Origin of the sequence: Actinomadura sp. WMMB 499 (genome assembly GCF_008824145.1) — a bacterium.
Lineage (GTDB): Bacteria > Actinomycetota > Actinomycetes > Streptosporangiales > Streptosporangiaceae > Spirillospora.
This window is the reverse complement of record NZ_CP044407.1, coordinates 4,755,674-4,772,446: the sequence shown is the minus strand read 5'-3', so window position 1 is coordinate 4,772,446 and position 16,773 is coordinate 4,755,674. Positions and strand designations below refer to the sequence as shown.

The 16,773-nt window shown below is 74.0% G+C and carries 15 protein-coding genes; 7 read left to right on the top strand and 8 right to left on the bottom strand.

Going from position 1 to position 16,773, the window contains the following annotated elements:
- Positions 1–169: 169 nt before the first annotated feature.
- A complete protein-coding gene (locus F7P10_RS21105; RefSeq protein ID WP_151011457.1) occupies positions 170–1,201 on the bottom strand; it encodes an aldose epimerase family protein in 1,032 nt (343 codons plus the stop codon).
- The gene (locus F7P10_RS21100) at positions 1,198–2,160 is read right to left on the bottom strand and encodes a LacI family DNA-binding transcriptional regulator (protein ID WP_151011455.1); all 963 of its coding nucleotides are present in this window, start codon (positions 2,158–2,160) and stop codon (positions 1,198–1,200) included. The genes F7P10_RS21105 and F7P10_RS21100 overlap by 4 nt, the downstream gene beginning before the upstream one ends.
- A 149-nt stretch (positions 2,161–2,309) precedes the next feature.
- On the opposite strand from F7P10_RS21100, the gene F7P10_RS21095 reads away from it, so the two are divergent.
- The 7 genes from F7P10_RS21095 (at position 2,310) to F7P10_RS21065 (ending at position 11,692) form a co-directional block, all read left to right on the top strand.
- Entirely contained in the window at positions 2,310–3,197 is an 888-nt protein-coding gene (locus tag F7P10_RS21095) for an NAD(P)-dependent oxidoreductase (protein WP_151011452.1), read from the top strand.
- A 12-nt stretch (positions 3,198–3,209) separates the two neighbouring features.
- On the top strand, positions 3,210–4,082 hold the full coding sequence (locus tag F7P10_RS21090) for a 5-dehydro-4-deoxyglucarate dehydratase (RefSeq protein WP_151011449.1): 873 nt from the start codon (positions 3,210–3,212) through the stop codon (positions 4,080–4,082).
- On the top strand, positions 4,079–5,122 hold the full coding sequence (locus F7P10_RS21085) for a mandelate racemase/muconate lactonizing enzyme family protein (RefSeq protein ID WP_151011446.1): 1,044 nt from the start codon (positions 4,079–4,081) through the stop codon (positions 5,120–5,122). Before F7P10_RS21090 ends, F7P10_RS21085 begins: the two co-directional genes overlap by 4 nt.
- The gene (locus F7P10_RS21080) at positions 5,119–7,125 is read left to right on the top strand and encodes a DUF6807 family protein (protein ID WP_151011443.1); all 2,007 of its coding nucleotides are present in this window, start codon (positions 5,119–5,121) and stop codon (positions 7,123–7,125) included. The genes F7P10_RS21085 and F7P10_RS21080 overlap by 4 nt, the downstream gene beginning before the upstream one ends.
- Positions 7,122–9,332: an aldehyde dehydrogenase family protein gene (locus F7P10_RS21075; protein ID WP_254715933.1), complete on the top strand. Its 2,211-nt coding sequence runs from the start codon at positions 7,122–7,124 to the stop codon at positions 9,330–9,332. The genes F7P10_RS21080 and F7P10_RS21075 overlap by 4 nt, the downstream gene beginning before the upstream one ends.
- Before the next feature lie 213 nt (positions 9,333–9,545).
- Entirely contained in the window at positions 9,546–11,204 is a 1,659-nt protein-coding gene (locus F7P10_RS21070) for an RICIN domain-containing protein (protein ID WP_151011440.1), read from the top strand.
- Between the two features lie 176 nt (positions 11,205–11,380).
- Positions 11,381–11,692 carry a type II toxin-antitoxin system VapB family antitoxin gene (locus F7P10_RS21065; protein ID WP_151011438.1) on the top strand — a complete coding sequence of 104 codons (312 nt, stop codon included), beginning with the start codon at positions 11,381–11,383 and terminating at the stop codon, positions 11,690–11,692.
- Positions 11,693–11,732: 40 nt separating this feature from the next.
- On the opposite strand, the gene F7P10_RS21060 is transcribed toward F7P10_RS21065, so the two are convergent.
- The 6 genes from F7P10_RS21060 to F7P10_RS21040 all read right to left on the bottom strand — a co-directional run bounded on the left by F7P10_RS21060 (position 11,733) and on the right by F7P10_RS21040 (position 16,583).
- Positions 11,733–13,013, bottom strand: a complete 1,281-nt coding sequence (locus F7P10_RS21060) for an MFS transporter (RefSeq protein WP_151011436.1) — start codon at positions 13,011–13,013, stop codon at positions 11,733–11,735.
- A 110-nt stretch (positions 13,014–13,123) separates the two neighbouring features.
- Positions 13,124–13,864: a FadR/GntR family transcriptional regulator gene (locus tag F7P10_RS21055; RefSeq protein ID WP_151011433.1), complete on the bottom strand. Its 741-nt coding sequence runs from the start codon at positions 13,862–13,864 to the stop codon at positions 13,124–13,126.
- A 150-nt stretch (positions 13,865–14,014) separates the two neighbouring features.
- Positions 14,015–15,400, bottom strand: coding sequence for a helix-turn-helix transcriptional regulator (locus F7P10_RS21050; RefSeq protein WP_254715932.1), 1,386 nt, complete (start codon positions 15,398–15,400; stop codon positions 14,015–14,017).
- Positions 15,401–15,570: 170 nt separating this feature from the next.
- Positions 15,571–16,083 carry a PH domain-containing protein gene (locus tag F7P10_RS21045; protein WP_151011429.1) on the bottom strand — a complete coding sequence of 171 codons (513 nt, stop codon included), beginning with the start codon at positions 16,081–16,083 and terminating at the stop codon, positions 15,571–15,573.
- A 6-nt stretch (positions 16,084–16,089) separates the two neighbouring features.
- Positions 16,090–16,248 (bottom strand): hypothetical protein, encoded by a 159-nt coding sequence (locus tag F7P10_RS42555; protein ID WP_176611596.1) that lies wholly within the window; start codon positions 16,246–16,248, stop codon positions 16,090–16,092.
- A gap of 74 nt (positions 16,249–16,322) precedes the next feature.
- Complete coding sequence (locus tag F7P10_RS21040; protein ID WP_151018190.1) at positions 16,323–16,583, bottom strand: hypothetical protein; 261 nt, start codon at positions 16,581–16,583, stop codon at positions 16,323–16,325.
- Positions 16,584–16,773 lie beyond the last annotated feature (190 nt).

Here is a 16,773-nt window from a genome sequence, read left to right as displayed (position 1 = left end):
TGGGGTGGAGATCGGGGTGAGATAGCGCTTTCTTATAGCGAAGTACGCAAGGACGTCAACCCTTTGCAGTGAGGTACATCACGGATGACGTCGGCGAGGAGGGCCATTGTCCAAGTTCAAGGCCATATTCGGCCAGTCGGCAATCCGTACCGGAACAACTGGCTCGCGGCTATTTACTACAACCGATTGCAGGCGTAGCCTGACTGAATCGGTACGTGGTGACCGAGACGTGCTCGGCACCGGGCCGCAGTACCGCCGAGGGGAACTCCGGCCGGTTCGGAGCGTCCGGGAAGCGCTGCGTCTCCAGGCACAGGCCCGCGAACGGGCCGTAGGGCGTCGCGACGCCGTCCAGCATGTGGCCCGTGTAGAACTGGACGCCCGGTTCGGTCGTGGTGACCTCCATCGAGCGGCCGGTGGCCGGGTCGGTCACCGTCACCCGCCCCCGCAGCACGTAGCAGTGGTCGTAGCGGCCGCCGAGGCGCGCGTCCACCCGGGCGGGGGCGGTGAAGTCGAACGGCGTCCCGGCCACCGGGGCGAGCTCGCCCGTCGGGATCTTCCCCTCGTCGACCGGCAGGTAGCGGTCGGCGTCCATCGTCACCACGTGGCCGCGCACGTCGCCGGAGCCCGCGAGGTTGAAGTACGAGTGGTTCGTCAGGTTGACCACCGTCGGGGCGTCCGTCGTGGCCCGGTACTCCAGCCGCAGCGCGTCGCCGTCCAGCACGTACCGGACGGCGGCCCGCAGCTCGCCCGGGTAGCCCTCCTCGCCGTCGGGGCTCACCAGGCTCAGCAGCAGCTCCGCCGGGCCCGCCGCCTCGACCCGCCACACCCGCTTGTCGAAGCCGCGGACGCCGCCGTGCAGGCCGTGCGCGCCGTCGTTGGCCGCGAGCCGGTACTCCCGGCCGTCGAGGGTGAACCTGCCGCGGGCGATGCGGTTGCCGTACCGGCCGACCACCGCGCCGAAGTACCGGCTGCGGTGCACGTAGTCGTCGAGCGTGTCGAGGCCCAGCACGACGTTGGTGCCGCCGGCCGTCTCCAGCCGCTGGAGGGTGGCGCCGTAGGTGAGGACCGCGGCGCGCAGCCTGCCGTTGTCGAGGACGTACCGGTCGACGCGCTCGCCGTCGGCCAGGGTGCCGAAGGCGGCGCGGTCGGCGCGGTCGGCGCCGTGGACGCCGTCGACGCCGTGGACGTCATGGGCTGTCATGGGACTCCTTCGGGTGGGGCGGTCGACTCGCGGACGACCAGGTGGGTGTCCAGGACGGTGGCGGCGCTCATCTCCTTGATGAGCAGGTCGACGGCCATGCGCCCTGCCTCGGCGGTGGGCATCGCGATCGTGGTGAGCTTGGGCCGGTACAGGCGTCCGGTGATGCTGTCGTCGATGCCGACGACGCTGATGTCCCGGGGCACGGAGACGCCCAGCTCCTCCAGGCCCTCGACGAGGCCGATCGCGACGAGGTCGTTGTAGGCGAGCACGCCGGTCGCCCCCGACCCGGCGACCTGCTCGGCCACGGCGAGGCCGCCCTCCTCGGTGGGCGGGTTCGGGCCGATGACGAGCGTGTCGAGGCCGGGCACGTCCGTGACGGCCCGGCGCAGCTCGGCGCTCGTCCACGAGCCGGCGGGTCCCGCCACGAGGGCGACGCGCCGGTGGCCGAGACCGGCCAGGTGCTCCATCGCGGCGCGGGCGCCGTTGGCGACGTCCATGACGACCGTCGGCACGCCGCGCAGCCGCCGGTTGACCAGGACGAACGGGATCGTCTCGGCCAGCTTCTCGAGGGCCTTGTTCGACAGCCGGGGGCTGCACAGCACGATGCCGTCCACCTGCTTGAAGAAGGTCTGGACGAGGTCCTCCTCCTCGGTGGGGTTCTCGTCGGTGTCGGCGACGAACAGGTGGTAGTCCTGGTCGCGGGCGGCGGCCTGGGCGGCCTTGATCAGCGGCGGGAAGAACGGATTCGCGAGATCGGCCACGATCAGCCCGAGGTTGTTGGTCCGGCCGGTGGTGAGCGACCGCGCCGCCCGGTTGGGCCGGTACCCGAGCCGCTCGGCCACGGCCAGCACCCGGGTCCGCGTCTCGGAGTTCACCATGTGGGGCGCGGAGAAGGTCCGCGACACCGTCGACACGTGGACCCCGGAAGCGCGCGCCACGTCACGAATCGTCACTGCCATGGCGGCCACCTTAACGCAACCGTTTGCAAACTTCGAGCGGATCCTTAGTGAAGGTTCACGGCTGTTCGAGCGCCGCTACTTGATGTATAACCAAGTCCGGCAGGACCGTTTACTGCAACTGCTTGCAGCACCCTAAGGAGTCCCTCACGGTGAGCAGAGTGCTCGTCACCGGAAGTGCCGGCCGGTTGGGCCGGAGCGTCGTCACGATGCTGGGGGCCGCCGGGCACGAGGTGATCGGCGTCGACCAGGCACCGGGCACCCCCCGGGACGCCGCCGCGACCCTGCCGGCCGACCTCACCGATCCCGGTGAGGCGTACTCGGTGATCACCCGGTTCCGTCCGGACGCGGTGGTCCATCTCGCCGCCATCGCCGTCCCCTTCGCGCGGACGGACGCCACGACCTTCCGCGTCAACACCCAGCTCGCCTTCAACGTCTGCGCGGCCGCGGTGGCGCTCGGCGTGCCGAAGCTGGTCGTGGCCAGCAGCCCGACGGTGATGGGCTACGGGGCGCCCGGCGGGTGGACGCCCGCCTACCTGCCGCTCGACGAGGAGCACCCGCCCCTGCCCTGGAACGCCTACAGCCTGTCGAAACTGGTCGCCGAGCAGACCATGCAGACGTTCGCCCGGTCCGGCGTCGAGACCAGGATGGCCGCCGTCCGTCCCTGCTTCGTCATCGCGCCCGAGGAGTGGGAGGGCGCCCCCACCCAGTCGGGGCACACCCTCCGCGAGCGCCTGGACCGGCCCGAGATCGGCAGCGTCTCGCTGTTCAACTACCTCGACGCCCGCGACGCGGGCGAGTTCGTCGACACCCTCCTCACCCACCTGCCCCGGCTGGAGCGCAACGGCGAGGTGTTCTTCGCCGGGGCCGGCGACGCGCTGGCCCGCGAGCCGCTGGCCGAACTGCTGCCCCGCTTCTTCCCCCCGACCGGGGAGGCCGCCGCAGCGCTCACCGGCACCTCCCCCGCCTTCTCCGCCGCCAAGGCCGAGCGCCTGCTCGGCTGGACCGCCAAGCGCAGCTGGCGGACCGAACTCTCCTGAAGGACCATGCTGATGAATCTCGACGGTGTGCTCTTCTTCCCGGTGACGCCGTTCGACGCGAACGGCGAGCTCGCGCCCGGCCTGCTGGCCGAACACGTCCGTCGGGGCGTGGCGCACGATCCCGGCGCGGTGTTCGTCGCCTGCGGAACCGGCGAGTTCACCTCGCTGTCCGAGGCCGAGCACGCGGCGGCCGTCCGGACGGGCGTGGAGGCGGCCGGCGGCGCGGTCCCGGTGTTCGCCGGGGCCGGCGGGCCGTTCGGCACGGCGCTCGCCCAGGCGCGGGCCGCGCGCGCGGCGGGCGCGGACGGCGTGCTGCTCTTGCCGCCCTACCTCGCCCAGGGGCCGCCGGGCGGCCTCGCCGACTACGTCCGCGGTGTCGCCGCCGAACTCCCGGTGATCGTCTACCAGCGCGGGCCGCTCGCGCTCGACCCCGAGGCGGCCGTCGAGCTGGCCGCGATCCCCGGCGTCATCGGGCTCAAGGACGGCCAGGGCGACATCGACCGGATGCAGCGGATCGTCCTCGCGATCCGCGAGACCCGCGACGGCTTCCTCTTCTTCAACGGGCTCCCCACGGCCGAGCTGACCCAGCCCGCCTACCGGGCGATCGGCGTCCCGCTGTACTCCAGCGCCGCGTTCGCGTTCGTCCCGGAGGTCGCCCGCGCCTACCTGGCGGGCGACGAGCGGCTCCTCACCGAGTTCTTCGCGCCCCTGGTGCGGCTGCGCTGCAAGGTGCCCGGGTACGCGGTGTCGCTGGTCAAGGCCGGGGTGCGGCTGCGCGGGCTGGACGTCGGCGGCGTCCGGCCGCCGCTGGCCGGGCTCACCCCCGAGCACGAGGCGGAACTCGGCGCGCTGATCGAGCACGGCCTCGACCTGGTCGCCTCGTGATCCGGGAGCTGTCGGTCGTCCGGCGGTCGGTGCCGCTGGCCCGGCCGTGGGGCCCGGACGTGCCGTGCAACCACGTCCTGCTGGTGACGCTCACGCTGGACGACGGGCGGACGGGCACCGGGATCTCCTGGACCCCGCGCGTCGGGGCGCACGCGATCGAGGCGCTGCTGGCGCACGACGTGCGGGACGCGGTCATCGGGCTCCCGGCGCATCCCGGCGTCGTGTGGGACGAGCTGTCGGCGCGGCTCGGCGAGGCCGGACGGTCCGGGATCGTCCCGCTCGCGATGGCGGGCGTCGACCTCGCGCTGTGGGACCTGGTGTGCGGGGAGCGCTCGCTCGCCGAGGTGCTCGGGCCGCGGCGCGCGGCCGTCCCGGTCTACGGGAGCGGCGTCAACCTGCACTACTCGCTCGACGAGCTCACCGCGCAGGCCGCGCGGTGGGCCGCCGCCGGGCATCCGGCCGTCAAGATCAAGGTGGGCCGCCCCTCGCTCGCCGAGGACGTGGCGCGGGTCGCCGCGGTCCGCGAGGTCGTCGGGCCCGGCACGGCGCTGATGATCGACGCGAACCAGCGGTGGGACCTGTACCGGGCGCGGACGGCGCTGCGGGCGCTGGAGCGGTTCGATCCGTACTGGATCGAGGAGCCGCTGCCCGCCGACGACGTCGCCGCGCACGCCGAGCTGCGGCGGAGCATCGGCACGCCGATCGCGGTCGGCGAGAACGTCGCCACCGCGCACGGCTTCCGCGACCTGCTGACGGCCGGTGCCTGCGACGTCGTCCAGCCGAACGTGGTGCGGGTCGGCGGGATCACGCCGTTCCTGCGCATCGCCGACCTCGCGCGGGTGTTCGACGTCCCCGTGCATCCCCACCTGCTCACCGAGCTGTCGGGGCAGCTGGCCCTCGCCCTGCACCATCCCGCGATGGTGGAGCTGGTGGAGGACGCCTCGCTCACCGACCTCGGGCTGCTCGCCGGCCCGCCCCCGGTGGAGATCGCCGGCGCGGAGCTGCGGGCGACGGGCACGCCGACGAGGTGGGCCCGGTGAGGGGCGAGCGGACGGACGAGCGGACGGGCGCGGGCACGGGCGCGCGGGGAGGTGAGGTGCGGCCGGTGCGGGTCGTGGTCGCCGGGGTCAACGGCTACGGGCGCCACCATCTGGACAACGTCGCCCGGCTGGCCGCGGCGGGCCGGGCCGAGCTGGCCGGGATCTGCGACGTCGCGCCGCCGTCCGGGCCGTCCGCACCGGGCGTGCCCGTCTCGGCGGACCTCCCGGCGCTGATCCGGGACACCGGTGCGGAGGCCGCGGTGATCGCCACCCCGATCCACACCCATGCCCCGCTGGCCGCGGCCGCGCTCCGGGCCGGGGCGCACGTGCTGCTGGAGAAGCCGCCCGCGCCGTCGGTCGGCGCCTTCGCCGAGATCGCCGCCGCGGTCGCGGAGACCGGCCTGGGCTGCCAGGTCGGGTTCCAGTCGCTCGGGTCGGCGGCGATCCCGGCCGCGCGGGAGCTGCTCGGCGAGCCGGTCCGCGGCATCGGGGTGGCGGGGGCATGGTCGCGGCCGTTCGGCTACTACACCCGTTCGGCCTGGTCGGGACGGCGCCGCCTGGACGGCGTCGACGTCATGGACGGCGCCCTGACCAACCCCTTCGCGCACGCGGTGGCGACCGCCCTGGCCGTGGCCGGAGCGGACACGGTGGACTCGGTCGCCGGCATCGAACTGGAACTGCACCGCGCCAACGCGATCGAGTCCGACGACACCTCCAGCGCCCGGGTCCGGCTGGCGGACGGGACGGTCGTCGCGATCACGGTCTCGCTCTGCTCCGACCGGCGCACCGAGCCGTACCTCCATCTCCACGGCGAGCACCGTTCGGCCCGCCTCTTCTACACCCTCGACGAGGTCGAGATCGACGGGGTGCGGACCGGTTTCGACCGGGCGGACCTGCTCGAGAACCTCCTCGCGCACGTGCGGGACGGCACCGGGCTGCTGGTGCCGCTCGCGCGCACCGGCGGGTTCACGCGGCTGCTCGACGCGATCCGGCTCGCCCCGGATCCGCGGCCGGTCGACGCGCGGTTCGTCCGGACCGAACCGTCCCGGCTGGTCCTGCCCGGCATCGAGGGCCTGGCCGTGCGCGCGGCCGCCGAGCTCGCGACGCTCTCCGAGCTGGGCTTCCCGGAGGCTCTCGGGACGGGGCCCGGCGCACCGCCGTGGCCGGAGCCCGCGCTCCGGGTGGACGGGCGGGAGGTGGCGGCCTACGTCCGGCGCGGCGACCTGCGGGCGACCGACGCCCCGCGCCCGCACCTGCATCCCGTCCGGACGCTCGGCGGGACGGTCGTCACCGACACGCAGCCGGACGACCACGTCCACCACTTCGGTGCGGGCATCGCGGTCTCCGACGTCGACGGGGCCAACTTCTGGGGCGGCTCCACCTACGTCCGGGGGGAGGGGCCGAGGATGCTGCCCAACCACGGGCGGCAGCGGCGCCGCACGCTCCGGCCGGTGGACGGCGGCTACGCGGAGGAACTCGACTGGACCGGCCCGGACGGCACCGTCCTGGCCGCCGAGGAACGGACGCTGACCGCGCGGCGCCCGGCCGGTGCCCCCGGCGGCGCGTGGGCGCTCGACGTGTCGTTCACGCTGACCGGACGGACGGGACGCCCGCTCGTCCTGCAGAGTTCGGCCTGCAAGGGCCGGACCGGCGCGGGCTACGGCGGGTTCTTCTGGCGCGCTCCCAAGGACCCCGCCGGACCGGACGTCTTCGCCGTCTTCACCGGCGAGGCGTCCGGCGAGGAGGCCGTGCACGGCAGCGTCACCCCCTGGCTGGCGCTGACCTCGGACGCGTGGAGCCTGCTGTTCGTCCAGACCGCGGGGCTCGATCCGTGGTTCGTGCGGGTCGCCGAGTACCCCGGCGTCGGCCCCGCCCTGGCGTGGGACCGTCCGCTGACCGTCCCGGACCGGCTGCACCGGGCGATCACCGTGGTGGTCGCCGACGGGCGGCTCGCGCCGGACCGGGCCCGCGAGCTCGCCGCCGCCGAGGGGGCGCCCGCGTGAGGATCTTCATCGCGGGCGACTCGACGGCCGCGGACTACCCGTCCGGGCAGGCGCCGCAGGCGGGCTGGGGGCAGGCCCTGGCGGAGTTCGTGGACGTCCCGGTCGTCAACGCCGCCTACCCCGGGGCGAGCGCGCGCAGCTCGGTCGAGCGGCTCGGCATGCACGACCGGATCATGGCGGAGATCGGCCCGGACGACGTGCTGCTGATCTGCTTCGGGCACAACGACGGCAGGCACGACCAGGGCAGGTTCGGCGCCCCCTCCGGCTCCTACACCGGGCACCTGCGCCGCTACGTCGCGGGGGCCCGCGCCCGCGGCGCCCGTCCGGTCCTGGTGACGTCGGTCGAGCGCCGCACCCCCGGCGGGACGCCGACGCACGGCGCGTACCCGGACGCGATGCGGGCGCTGGCCCGCGCCGACCGGGTCCCGCTGATCGACCTGCAGGCCGCCAGCGCGCGCCGCTGGCGCGAGCTCGGCCCGGACGCCACCAGGAGCCTGTTCCTGTGGCTCGGTCCGCACCCCAACTACCCGCTCGGCAGCGCCGACGACACCCACTTCACCGCGGCGGGCGCGATCGAGGTCGCCCGCCTGCTGCTGGCGGAGGCCGGACCGGAGCTTCCGCCGGCCGTCCGCATGCCCGCCGATCTGACCTGGAAGGCCCCCATGCCCGTCCCGAGCATCGACGCGCGCTCCGGCGAGCGCCGCGGCGAGTACCCCACCGCCACCCCGCAGGAGGTCGGCGCGATCTGCCGCCGCGCCGCCGACCTGCTGCCCGTCCTCGACGGCGCCGGACCGGACGGGCGCGCCGCGCTGCTGGAGGCGATGGCCGGCGCGCTCGACGACCGCGCGGACGCGCTGGTCGCGGCGGCCGACGCCGAGACGGCGCTCGGCACGGTGCGGCTGACCGGCGAGGTGGCCCGGACCAGCGGGCAGCTCCGCCTGTTCGCCGAGGTGCTGCGCGAAGGCTCCCTCCTCGACGTCCGGCTCGACTCCGCCGACCCGGGCGCCGTCCCACCGAAGCCCGACCTGCGCCGGATGAACGTCCCGCTCGGCGTCGTCGGCGTGTTCGGCGCGTCGAACTTCCCGTTCGCGTTCAGCGTCGGCGGCGGCGACACCGCCAGCGCCCTCGCGGCGGGCTGCCCGGTGGTCGTCAAGGCCCACGAGCTCCATCCGGAGACGTCGGCGCTGACCCTCGCCGCGCTCCGCGCGGGCGCCGCCACGGCGGGCTTCCCCGAGGACGTCGTGCAGCTCGTCCACGGGCGCGAGGCGGGGACCGCGCTCGTCCAGGACGGCAGGGTGAGGGCGATCGGCTTCACCGGGTCGGTCCGCGGGGGCCGGTACCTGCACGACCTGGCGATGGCCCGGCCGGAGCCGATCCCGTTCTACGGCGAGCTCGGCAGCCTGAACCCGCTCGTGGTGACGCCCGGCGCGGCGGAGGCCCGGCTCGCGGAGATCGCGGCGGGCCTGGCCGCCTCCGCGACCCTCGGCGCGGGCCAGTTCTGCGTCAAGCCCGGCCTGGTGCTCGCGCCCGCCGGGGCGGGACTGGCGGAGGCGATGGCCGAGCACGTCACGGCGCTCGGCCCGCAGACGCTCCTCGGCGACGCGATCCGCACCGGGTTCTCCGAGGGGGCGGCCGCCCGCGGGACGATCCCCGGCCTGCGGACGGTCGCGACCGGCCGGGCGGGCGAGGCGCGCGAGGTCGCCGCCCGCCTCATGGCGGGCCCCGTCTCCCTGCTCGGCACGTCCGAGCTCCTGCTGGAGGAGTGCTTCGGCCCGCTGACCGTCGTCCTGGAGTACACGGGCGCGGACGAGCTGGCCGAGGCCCTCGCCGCCGCCCCCGGCACCCTCACGGTCACCCTGCACAGCGAACCCGCCGAGACCGAGCTCGCCGGACGCCTCGTCGCCCTCGCCCGCGACCGCGCGGGCCGCCTGGTGTTCGACTCCTACCCCACGGGCGTCGCCGTCGGATGGGCCCAGCAGCACGGCGGCCCCTACCCCGCGACCACCGCCCCCACCACCACGTCGGTCGGCACGGCCGCCGTCCACCGCTTCCTCCGGCCGGTCGCCTACCAGAACTGCCCGCCGCCGCTCCTGCCGCCCGCCCTGCGCGACGGCAACCCCTGGCGGCTGCCCCGGCGGGTCGACGGCACCCTGACCTTGCCCGACGGCCTGTCCGACGTCCGGCCCGAGCGCCCGGCGGCGCAGTAGCGAAGTTCCGCGGCAGCGCGCCCGGAGCTTCGCTCGGTCACGAGCCGCCCGCGATCGCGCGGGGCGGGACGCTCAGTCATGTCGTCTTTAGATGACAAAGAACAATTAGATAATTCTTCATTGACGCGCCCCGGCATGGTTGTTACGTTCGCGCTTGAAAGCGCTTTCAGCCGTCCTGTCCCGCACCGCGGGCCTCTCGAAAGGACTGCCGCCATGTCCGCACCCCCACGCGAACGGCGCGACGGGAAACGCCGGCGGGGCCGGCTCGCCGCCGCGCTCACCGCCGTCTCCGCCCTCCTGCTCGGCCTGTTCGCCGCGACTCCCGCCCAGGCCCAGCCGACACCCGGCACCTGGTACGTCATCCAGTCCCGCCTCTCGGGCAAGGTCCTGGACGTCGAGTCCGGGGCCACCGGGAACGGGGCGGGGCTCGTCCAGTGGTCCCGCACCGGCGCCGCCGACCAGCAGTTCAGGTTCCTGGACGCCGGCGACGGCTTCTACCGCATCCAGGCCCGCCACTCCGGCAAGGTCCTCGACGTCTACGAATGGAACCCCGGCGACGGCGCCCGAATCGTCCAGTGGACCGACCTCGGCGCCGAGAACCAGCAGTGGCGGCTGGAAGGCACCGGGGACGGCGCCTACCGGTTCGTCAACCGCTTCAGCGGCAAGGCCCTGGACGTCTGGGAGTGGTCCACCGCCGACGGCGCCCGCATCTCCCAGTACACCCCCCACGACGGCGCCAACCAGCAATTCGGTCTCGTCCCCGTCGACGGGGGCGGGGACGGGGATCCGACCGGCGACGCGCTGTACGTGGCGCCGGGCGGCACCGACGGCGCGCCGGGGACGGAGTCGGACCCGACGACGCTGGCCTCGGCGATCGACCGGGTCTCCTCCGGCGGGACGATCTACCTTCGCGGCGGGACGTACCGCCACGCGCGGACGATCACGATCGAGCCGGGGAACGACGGCTCCCCGGGTGACCGCACCGAACTGGCGGCCTACCCGGGCGAGACACCGGTGCTGAACTTCTCCGCCCAGAGCGAGGACTCCGCGAACCGCGGCCTGCGGGTCAACGGGGACCACTGGCACGTCCGCGGCATCGTGGTCGAGCACGCGGGCGACAACGGGATCTTCGTCGGAGGCAGCGGCAACGTCATCGAGCGCACGGTGACGCGGTACAACCGCGACAGCGGGCTGCAGCTGTCGCGGATCGCCTCCGACACCCCCGAGTCGGACTGGCCGGCGAACAACCTCGTCCTCAGCGCCGTCTCGCACGACAACGTCGACTCCGACGGCGAGGACGCCGACGGCTTCGCACCGAAGCTGACCGTCGGGCCCGGCAACGTCTTCCGCCACACCGTGGCCCACAACAACATCGACGACGGCTACGACCTGTACACCAAGTCCGAGACCGGCCCGATCGGCGAGGTGACCGTCGAGAACTCCCTCGCGTACCGCAACGGCACGCTCTCGGACGGCTCGCAGGCGGGCGAAGGCGACCGCAACGGCTACAAGCTCGGCGGCGAGGACATCCCGGTGGACCACGTCGTCCGGAACAGCATCGCCTACGACAACGGCAAGCACGGGTTCACCTACAACAGGAACACCGGCACGATGACGGTCTCGGGCAACGCCGCCATCGGCAACGAGGAGCGCAACTTCAACTTCGACGGCGGCTCCTCGGTGTTCCGGAACAACACCTCCTGCGACAGCGGGTCCAACGACCGGATCATCGGCAGCGCCGACGGCTCCAACCAGTTCTGGTCCGGGTCCAACGGCTCCCGGTGCTCGTCCTACTCCGGCTCCCTGGAGTGGCACTTCGCCTCCGACGGCCGGCTGGTGGTGACCTTCGGCGGCGACCAGGTCCTGCCCTGACACCCGCACGCCGTGAACGGGCCCGCGGCGCGCCCGCGGGCCCGTTCACGTTGGCACGGAAGAAAGTCACGTGCCCCCTGACCTGCGGGGTAACTGGTTTACACGCGGCGTGGAATCGGTGACTCGGGTAGTTGCGTTTCCTCCTCGCACCGCTCCGGACGCCGTAGACTCGTGGCGTGATCTTCAAGGCGGTGGGAGTGGGAAGGCCCTATCCGGACCACGGGCTCTCGTCCCGGGACTGGGCCAAGATCCCGCCTCGCCAGGTCCGCCTCGATCAGCTCGTCAGCACCAAGCGGGAGCTCGACCTCCAGTCTCTCCTGGCCAAGGACTCGACCTTCTACGGCGACCTGTTCCCCCACGTCGTCCAGTGGCGCGGCGAGATGTACCTGGAGGACGGCCTGCACCGCGCGCTGCGCGCCGCCCTGCAGCAGCGGACCGTCTTGCACGCGCGCGTCCTCGACCTGGACGCCGTCGACGTGCGCGGCTGACCTCGGCCGGGGCCCGCCGGGGCCGGGGCCGAGGCCGTGATCAGCGGGCGCGGGCGGGTTCGGGCACGACGATCTCCTTCGCCTCGACGAGCGGCGCCGGGCCGAGCCGGATGTAGGTCGGGCGGGCGGCGAGCAGGCCGAAGGCGATCTCGGGCACGAGCAGGGCGAGCAGGAGGCCGAGCGAGACGTCCCAGCCGCCCGTGGCGCTGTGCAGGACGCCGGCGGCGAGCGGCCCGAAGCCCGCGAGCAGGTAGCCGCCGGTCTGCGCCATCCCGGACAGCCGCGCGGCGACCGACGGGCCCGGCGACCGCAGGCTCAGCAGCGTGTAGGCGAGCGGGAAGGCGCTGCCGATGCCGATGCCCAGCGTGACGGCCCACACCCACCCGGCGGACGGGGCGACGAGCAGACCGCCGAGGCCGACGGCCATCACGGCCCCGATTCCGGCGACGACGACGCGCTGGTCGCGGAGCCGGGCGGCGAGCACCGGGACGAGATAGCCCAGCGGGATCCCGACGAACATCATGATCGAGACCATCATCCCGGCCGTGGCGGGGGCGTGCCCGGCGTCCCGCATGATCTCCGGCAGCCAGGACATCAGCACGTAGAACATCAGCGAGGCCAGGCCCATGAACGCGGTGACGCACCAGGCGAGGGGCGAGCGCAGCAGCGACCCGTCCGCCCGGCCGGTGCCGCCGCGCGCGTCCGGCCGGCTCGTGGGCTCCGCTGCCGCCCGCCGCCCGCGGATCGCGAGCGGCCCCCACACCAGCGCGGCGACCAGGGACGGGACGGCCCAGACGGCGAGAGCCAGCCGCCAGCCGCCCGCGTGGTCCAGCGGCACCGCGAGACCGGCGGCGACGGCGCCGCTCACGGCCATCAGCATCATCGCGACACCGGTCAGGGAGCCGACGCGGCGCGGGAACGCCCGCTTGATCACCGCGGGCGTGAGGACGTTGCCCATCGCGATGCCCGCGCCCGCCAGGACCGTACCGGCGTAGAGCGCGGGCGCGTACGGGACGACGCGCAGCAGGATCCCGGCGGTGATCAGGACGAGGGCCCCCGCGATGGCGACCTCGGTGCCGAGCCGGCGGGCCAGCACCGGGGCGAGGGACGCGAAGAGGCCGAGGGACAGCACCGGGAGCGTGGTGAGGACGCTCACGCCGACGCCGGAGAGCCCGAACGCGTCGCGCAGCTCGCCGAGCACCGGGGAGATCCCGGTGATCGCGGCGCGCAGGTTGAGGGTGAGCAGGACCAGGCCGATCAGGGACCAGACGGCCGCGGCACGGGACGTGGTCAGGGCGGGGGGCTTGGGCGACGCGTTCATTTCACCTTCGTCATGCGCACACGGCGCGGCTCAACAGAGAACGGAACAGGAATCGGTGGAAGGAATCGGGCACGACAGGGCGGCGGCCCTCGATGCGGGCGGAGGGCTCGCTACGTGGCGGCCCCGGCCCCGCCGGGCGCCCCGACGGGGGGCGGCGGCTCCGGCGCCCCGGCGGCATCGGCCCTCGCGGCGGAGGCGAGGATCCCGTCCAGGCACGCGTGGGTGGCGCGGGTCGCGGCCTCGGCGTCCCCGGCGTCGATGGCGCGGGCGATGGGCCCGTGCGGGACGTCCGCGTGCTGCAGCAGGACGCCCGCGGCGCCGATGCTCGCGCGCAGCGCGGTGCTGAAGTCGCGGTAGAGGTCGGTGAGCACGCGGTTGTGGGTGGCGTCGACGACGGCGGTGTGGAACGCGAGGTCGGCCTCGACGAACTCGGCGTGCTCCCCGGCGGCCCACGCGGCGTCCCGGCGGGCGAGCGCGGCGGCGATCGCGGCGGTGTCGGCGCCGGTGCGGCGGGTGGCGGCGAGCCGTGCGGCCTCGACCTCCAGCCCGCGCCGGACCTCGAGGATCTCGATCAGCTCGGCCCGCTCCAGGCGCCGCCGGACGGCGCCGGACAGCTCGCTGGTGGCGCGCACGTAGGTGCCGTCGCCCTGCCTGCTGTCGAGCAGGCCGGCGTGGGTGAGGGCGCGGACGGCCTCGCGGACGGTGTTGCGGCCGACGCCGAGGGTCTCCGACAGCATCGGCTCCGGCGGGATCTTCCCGCCGACCGGCCAGACACCGTTCGCGATCTCGTCCCTGAGCTGGTCGATCACCTGGTCGACGAGCGAGGAGCGGCGCGTGGTCCGCAGCGTCATCGGCAGTCCCCCCAGTCACCGGCGAGCATTCAGCCGGTCATCCCATGTCTCCATGGTAGGACCACCGGAGGCGTGCGTTTATTCCGCCCCGTGCCGATCGCGCCGACCGCGAGGATCCGGCATCCGGGCGCGCGGCCGCGGCGGGCGGCGTCAGACGCGGCCGAGGTCGCGGTTGGCCTCGTGGGGGCGTCCGGCGCGCAGCCCGGCGGCCTCGAGCGCCTGCCGGTACGCGGCGGCCGCGCTCTCGCCGTCCTGGACGAGCTCGAACAGTTCGCCCATCTCGCGGAGCAGGTTCGCCGTGGGACGTCCGGCCGGGAGCGTCGCGAGCTGCCCGGACGCGGCCCGGAGCACGACCTGCGCGGCCTGCCGGTCCCCCTGCGCGACGCGTGCCCGCGCGAGGACGAGCCGGGCCCGGACGGTCGTCCTCGACCGGGCCACGAGATCCTGCCCGGGCTGCAGGGTGAGCGGACGGGACGGGATCGTGGGCGACGGCGCCTGCAGGGCAATACCGGTGTCCAGGAACTCCTCGAGGGCGGTGATGGCCTCGGCCGGCTCTCCCGCCAGGACGAGCGCGCGCGCACGGGCGATCGCGCACTCGGTGGCGTCGGCCCCGGTCAGCGCGGTCGTCCCCGCGAGCAGTTCGAGCGCTTCGCGGGCGGCGTCGGCGGAGCCCTCGGCGCGGGGACGTCCGAAGGTGCCGGGGACGGCCGAGGAGTCCCGCTGCGAGAACGGCGCGACGCCCCGGAGCAGGGCCCTGGCCGCGGCGAGGCGCAGGCGCGCCTCGACCCGGAGCGGGGCGCCTTCCGAGCGGGCCGCCAGGGCCTGGTCGGCGAAGTACAGCGAGTCGCCGATCGCGCCCTCCTCCAGGGCGCGCAGGCTGGCCCGCTGGTAGTGGACGCTCGCCGGTTCGTCCGCGCCGTCCGGGTACAGGAGCCGGCGGCCGATCTCGTGCGCGCGCGCCGGGTCGGACCGGTCCACGTACGCCAGGAGGAGGACGCGTCCGGCCTCGGTGTGCTCGCGTCCCACGCCGAGCCCGACGGCGCGCAGCCGCTCCATGGCGCGCTCGCCGAGCGCGGTGGCCTGCCCGAGGTCGCCGACCGTGTGGTAGCAGCGGGCCAGCGCGATGACGGCGGGCAGCGTGCTGGTCCGGCCGGTGTCGCGCTCGGCCTGCTCGCGCAGTTCCTCGAACAGCCCGATGGCGAGGTCGGTGCGGCCGAGCGCCTCGAGGGCGCGGGCGCGTCCCCAGCGGGCGCGGGAGGTGAGGTCGGGGTCGTCGCTGCGCGCGATGACGTCGTCGAACCCCTCCTCGGCGGCCGCCGGGTCGCCGCCCAGCAGGGCCAGGTGCGCGTGGCGCTCCCGGACCTCGAGGTGGGTGCGCTGCTCGGGCTCGACGCCCTCGGCGAGGTACTCGGGCGTGCAGCCGAGGCGCTCGGCCAGCATGCGCAGCACGGTCGGGGTCGGCGTGCGCTTGCCCGACTCGATCAACGAGATGTAGCTGTCGGAAAGGTCGTGACCGGCGAGCTGTGCCTGCGACAAGCGTCTGGTCAGCCGCAGGTTGCGGACACGTTCGCCGACATTGCCTGGACCCGGCATGTGGACTCACTTAGCGGAAGTAATCAGGCGGCTGGGGTGCCGACATGATTGCACATTGCGGGTTAACGCACATCGAGAGTAACGAAGCGGGCCGCCGCCGGGCCGGCGAACCGCTAGTCGTCGGGGTTCTTGTTGGGGAAGATCATCTCGCAGACCTCGAGGTAGAGCTGCTCGGGGTAGGGGAGGTAGTCGACGTTCGTCAGCGCCTGGTCCTGGCCGGCGGACTCCAGCACGAACTCACCGTAACCGAGCATCCGGCCGGTGATCGACCGTTTGAAGCTCATGTCGGTGACCTTGGCCAGCGGCATCATCGCGACCTTGCGGGTGAGGATTCCCGTGGTCAGCAGCATCCGCTGGTTCGTGATGACGAAGTAGTCGACCGACCATTCCGCGACGCGCCACACGAACCAGGCGAGCAGCGCGAGCCAGCCCCACCAGATCCACATGATGACGGCGCCGACGGTGTTGACCGCGACGCCCGCGACGATCAGGCCGCCGAGGACGAGCCCGACCGGGACCATCAGCACCGCCGGGTGCCGGCGGACGGTGATGACCTGGTTCTCGTGCGGGAGCAGGTACTTGTTGACGGACGCGGGGGCGGAGTCGCCCGGGGTCACGAGTCTCATGGCGGCTCAGCCGACCGCGTTCATGAAGGTGATCACCGAACCGGCGGCGTCGGCGAGGCCGCCGGCGACGCTCTCGACCGATCGCGCGGCGCCGTCCGGCTGCGTGACGACGTAGAACGCCACGAAGGCCGCCGCGGCCCACGTCAGATACTTCTTGGCGGGCACGGCTGCCTCCCGGAGCACTTGTCTCGAGACCCCGGATCAGTTTCGCACAGCCGCAACCCGCGGCAAAGGAAGGTCTATGGCGCGTTGTCGAGAGATGACCGCCTCGCCTTGCGCCGCTTCTCGGCGGCGACCGTCGCCAGCACCTCCAGGTGCCGCCGCGCGATCCGTTCGACGAGGTCGGCGGGCGCCGACCCGGTGACCTCCTCGGCGCCGTACCGGGCCGCGGACACGCAGCGGGACACCGTCTCGGCGGCGTGCACCCCCGCGAACTCCTCGGTCAGCCGCTCGCCGATCACCGCGTACCGCGGCAGGTCCCCATCCCCCTGGTGAGCCATTCCGTGAGCCATCGCGACATCCTCGAGCTCGCTCACGCCGCCCGATCCGTAACGGTCCCCTGTGCCGCGGCGGCGGAGGGGAACGCGCACTGGCGTTCCGTGCAGGCTCAATACCCTCTACCAGGGCGAACGAACATTCTCACGACCCCGATCGCGACCGCGTGGTCATCCGTACGGCCGGTGCCGGGAC

What these genes read in the sequence shown, in the direction of transcription:
- F7P10_RS21105 (WP_151011457.1), bottom strand. Translation starts at nt 1,201, where the DNA reads ATGACAGCCCATGACGTCCACGGCGTCGACGGCGTCCACGGCGCCGAC.
- F7P10_RS21100 (WP_151011455.1), bottom strand. Translation starts at nt 2,160, where the DNA reads ATGGCAGTGACGATTCGTGACGTGGCGCGCGCTTCCGGGGTCCACGTG.
- F7P10_RS21090 (WP_151011449.1), top strand. Translation starts at nt 3,210, where the DNA reads ATGAATCTCGACGGTGTGCTCTTCTTCCCGGTGACGCCGTTCGACGCG.
- F7P10_RS21070 (WP_151011440.1), top strand. Translation starts at nt 9,546, where the DNA reads ATGTCCGCACCCCCACGCGAACGGCGCGACGGGAAACGCCGGCGGGGC.
- F7P10_RS21060 (WP_151011436.1), bottom strand. Translation starts at nt 13,013, where the DNA reads ATGAACGCGTCGCCCAAGCCCCCCGCCCTGACCACGTCCCGTGCCGCG.
- F7P10_RS21055 (WP_151011433.1), bottom strand. Translation starts at nt 13,864, where the DNA reads ATGACGCTGCGGACCACGCGCCGCTCCTCGCTCGTCGACCAGGTGATC.
- F7P10_RS21045 (WP_151011429.1), bottom strand. Translation starts at nt 16,083, where the DNA reads ATGAGACTCGTGACCCCGGGCGACTCCGCCCCCGCGTCCGTCAACAAG.
- F7P10_RS21040 (WP_151018190.1), bottom strand. Translation starts at nt 16,583, where the DNA reads ATGGCTCACCAGGGGGATGGGGACCTGCCGCGGTACGCGGTGATCGGC.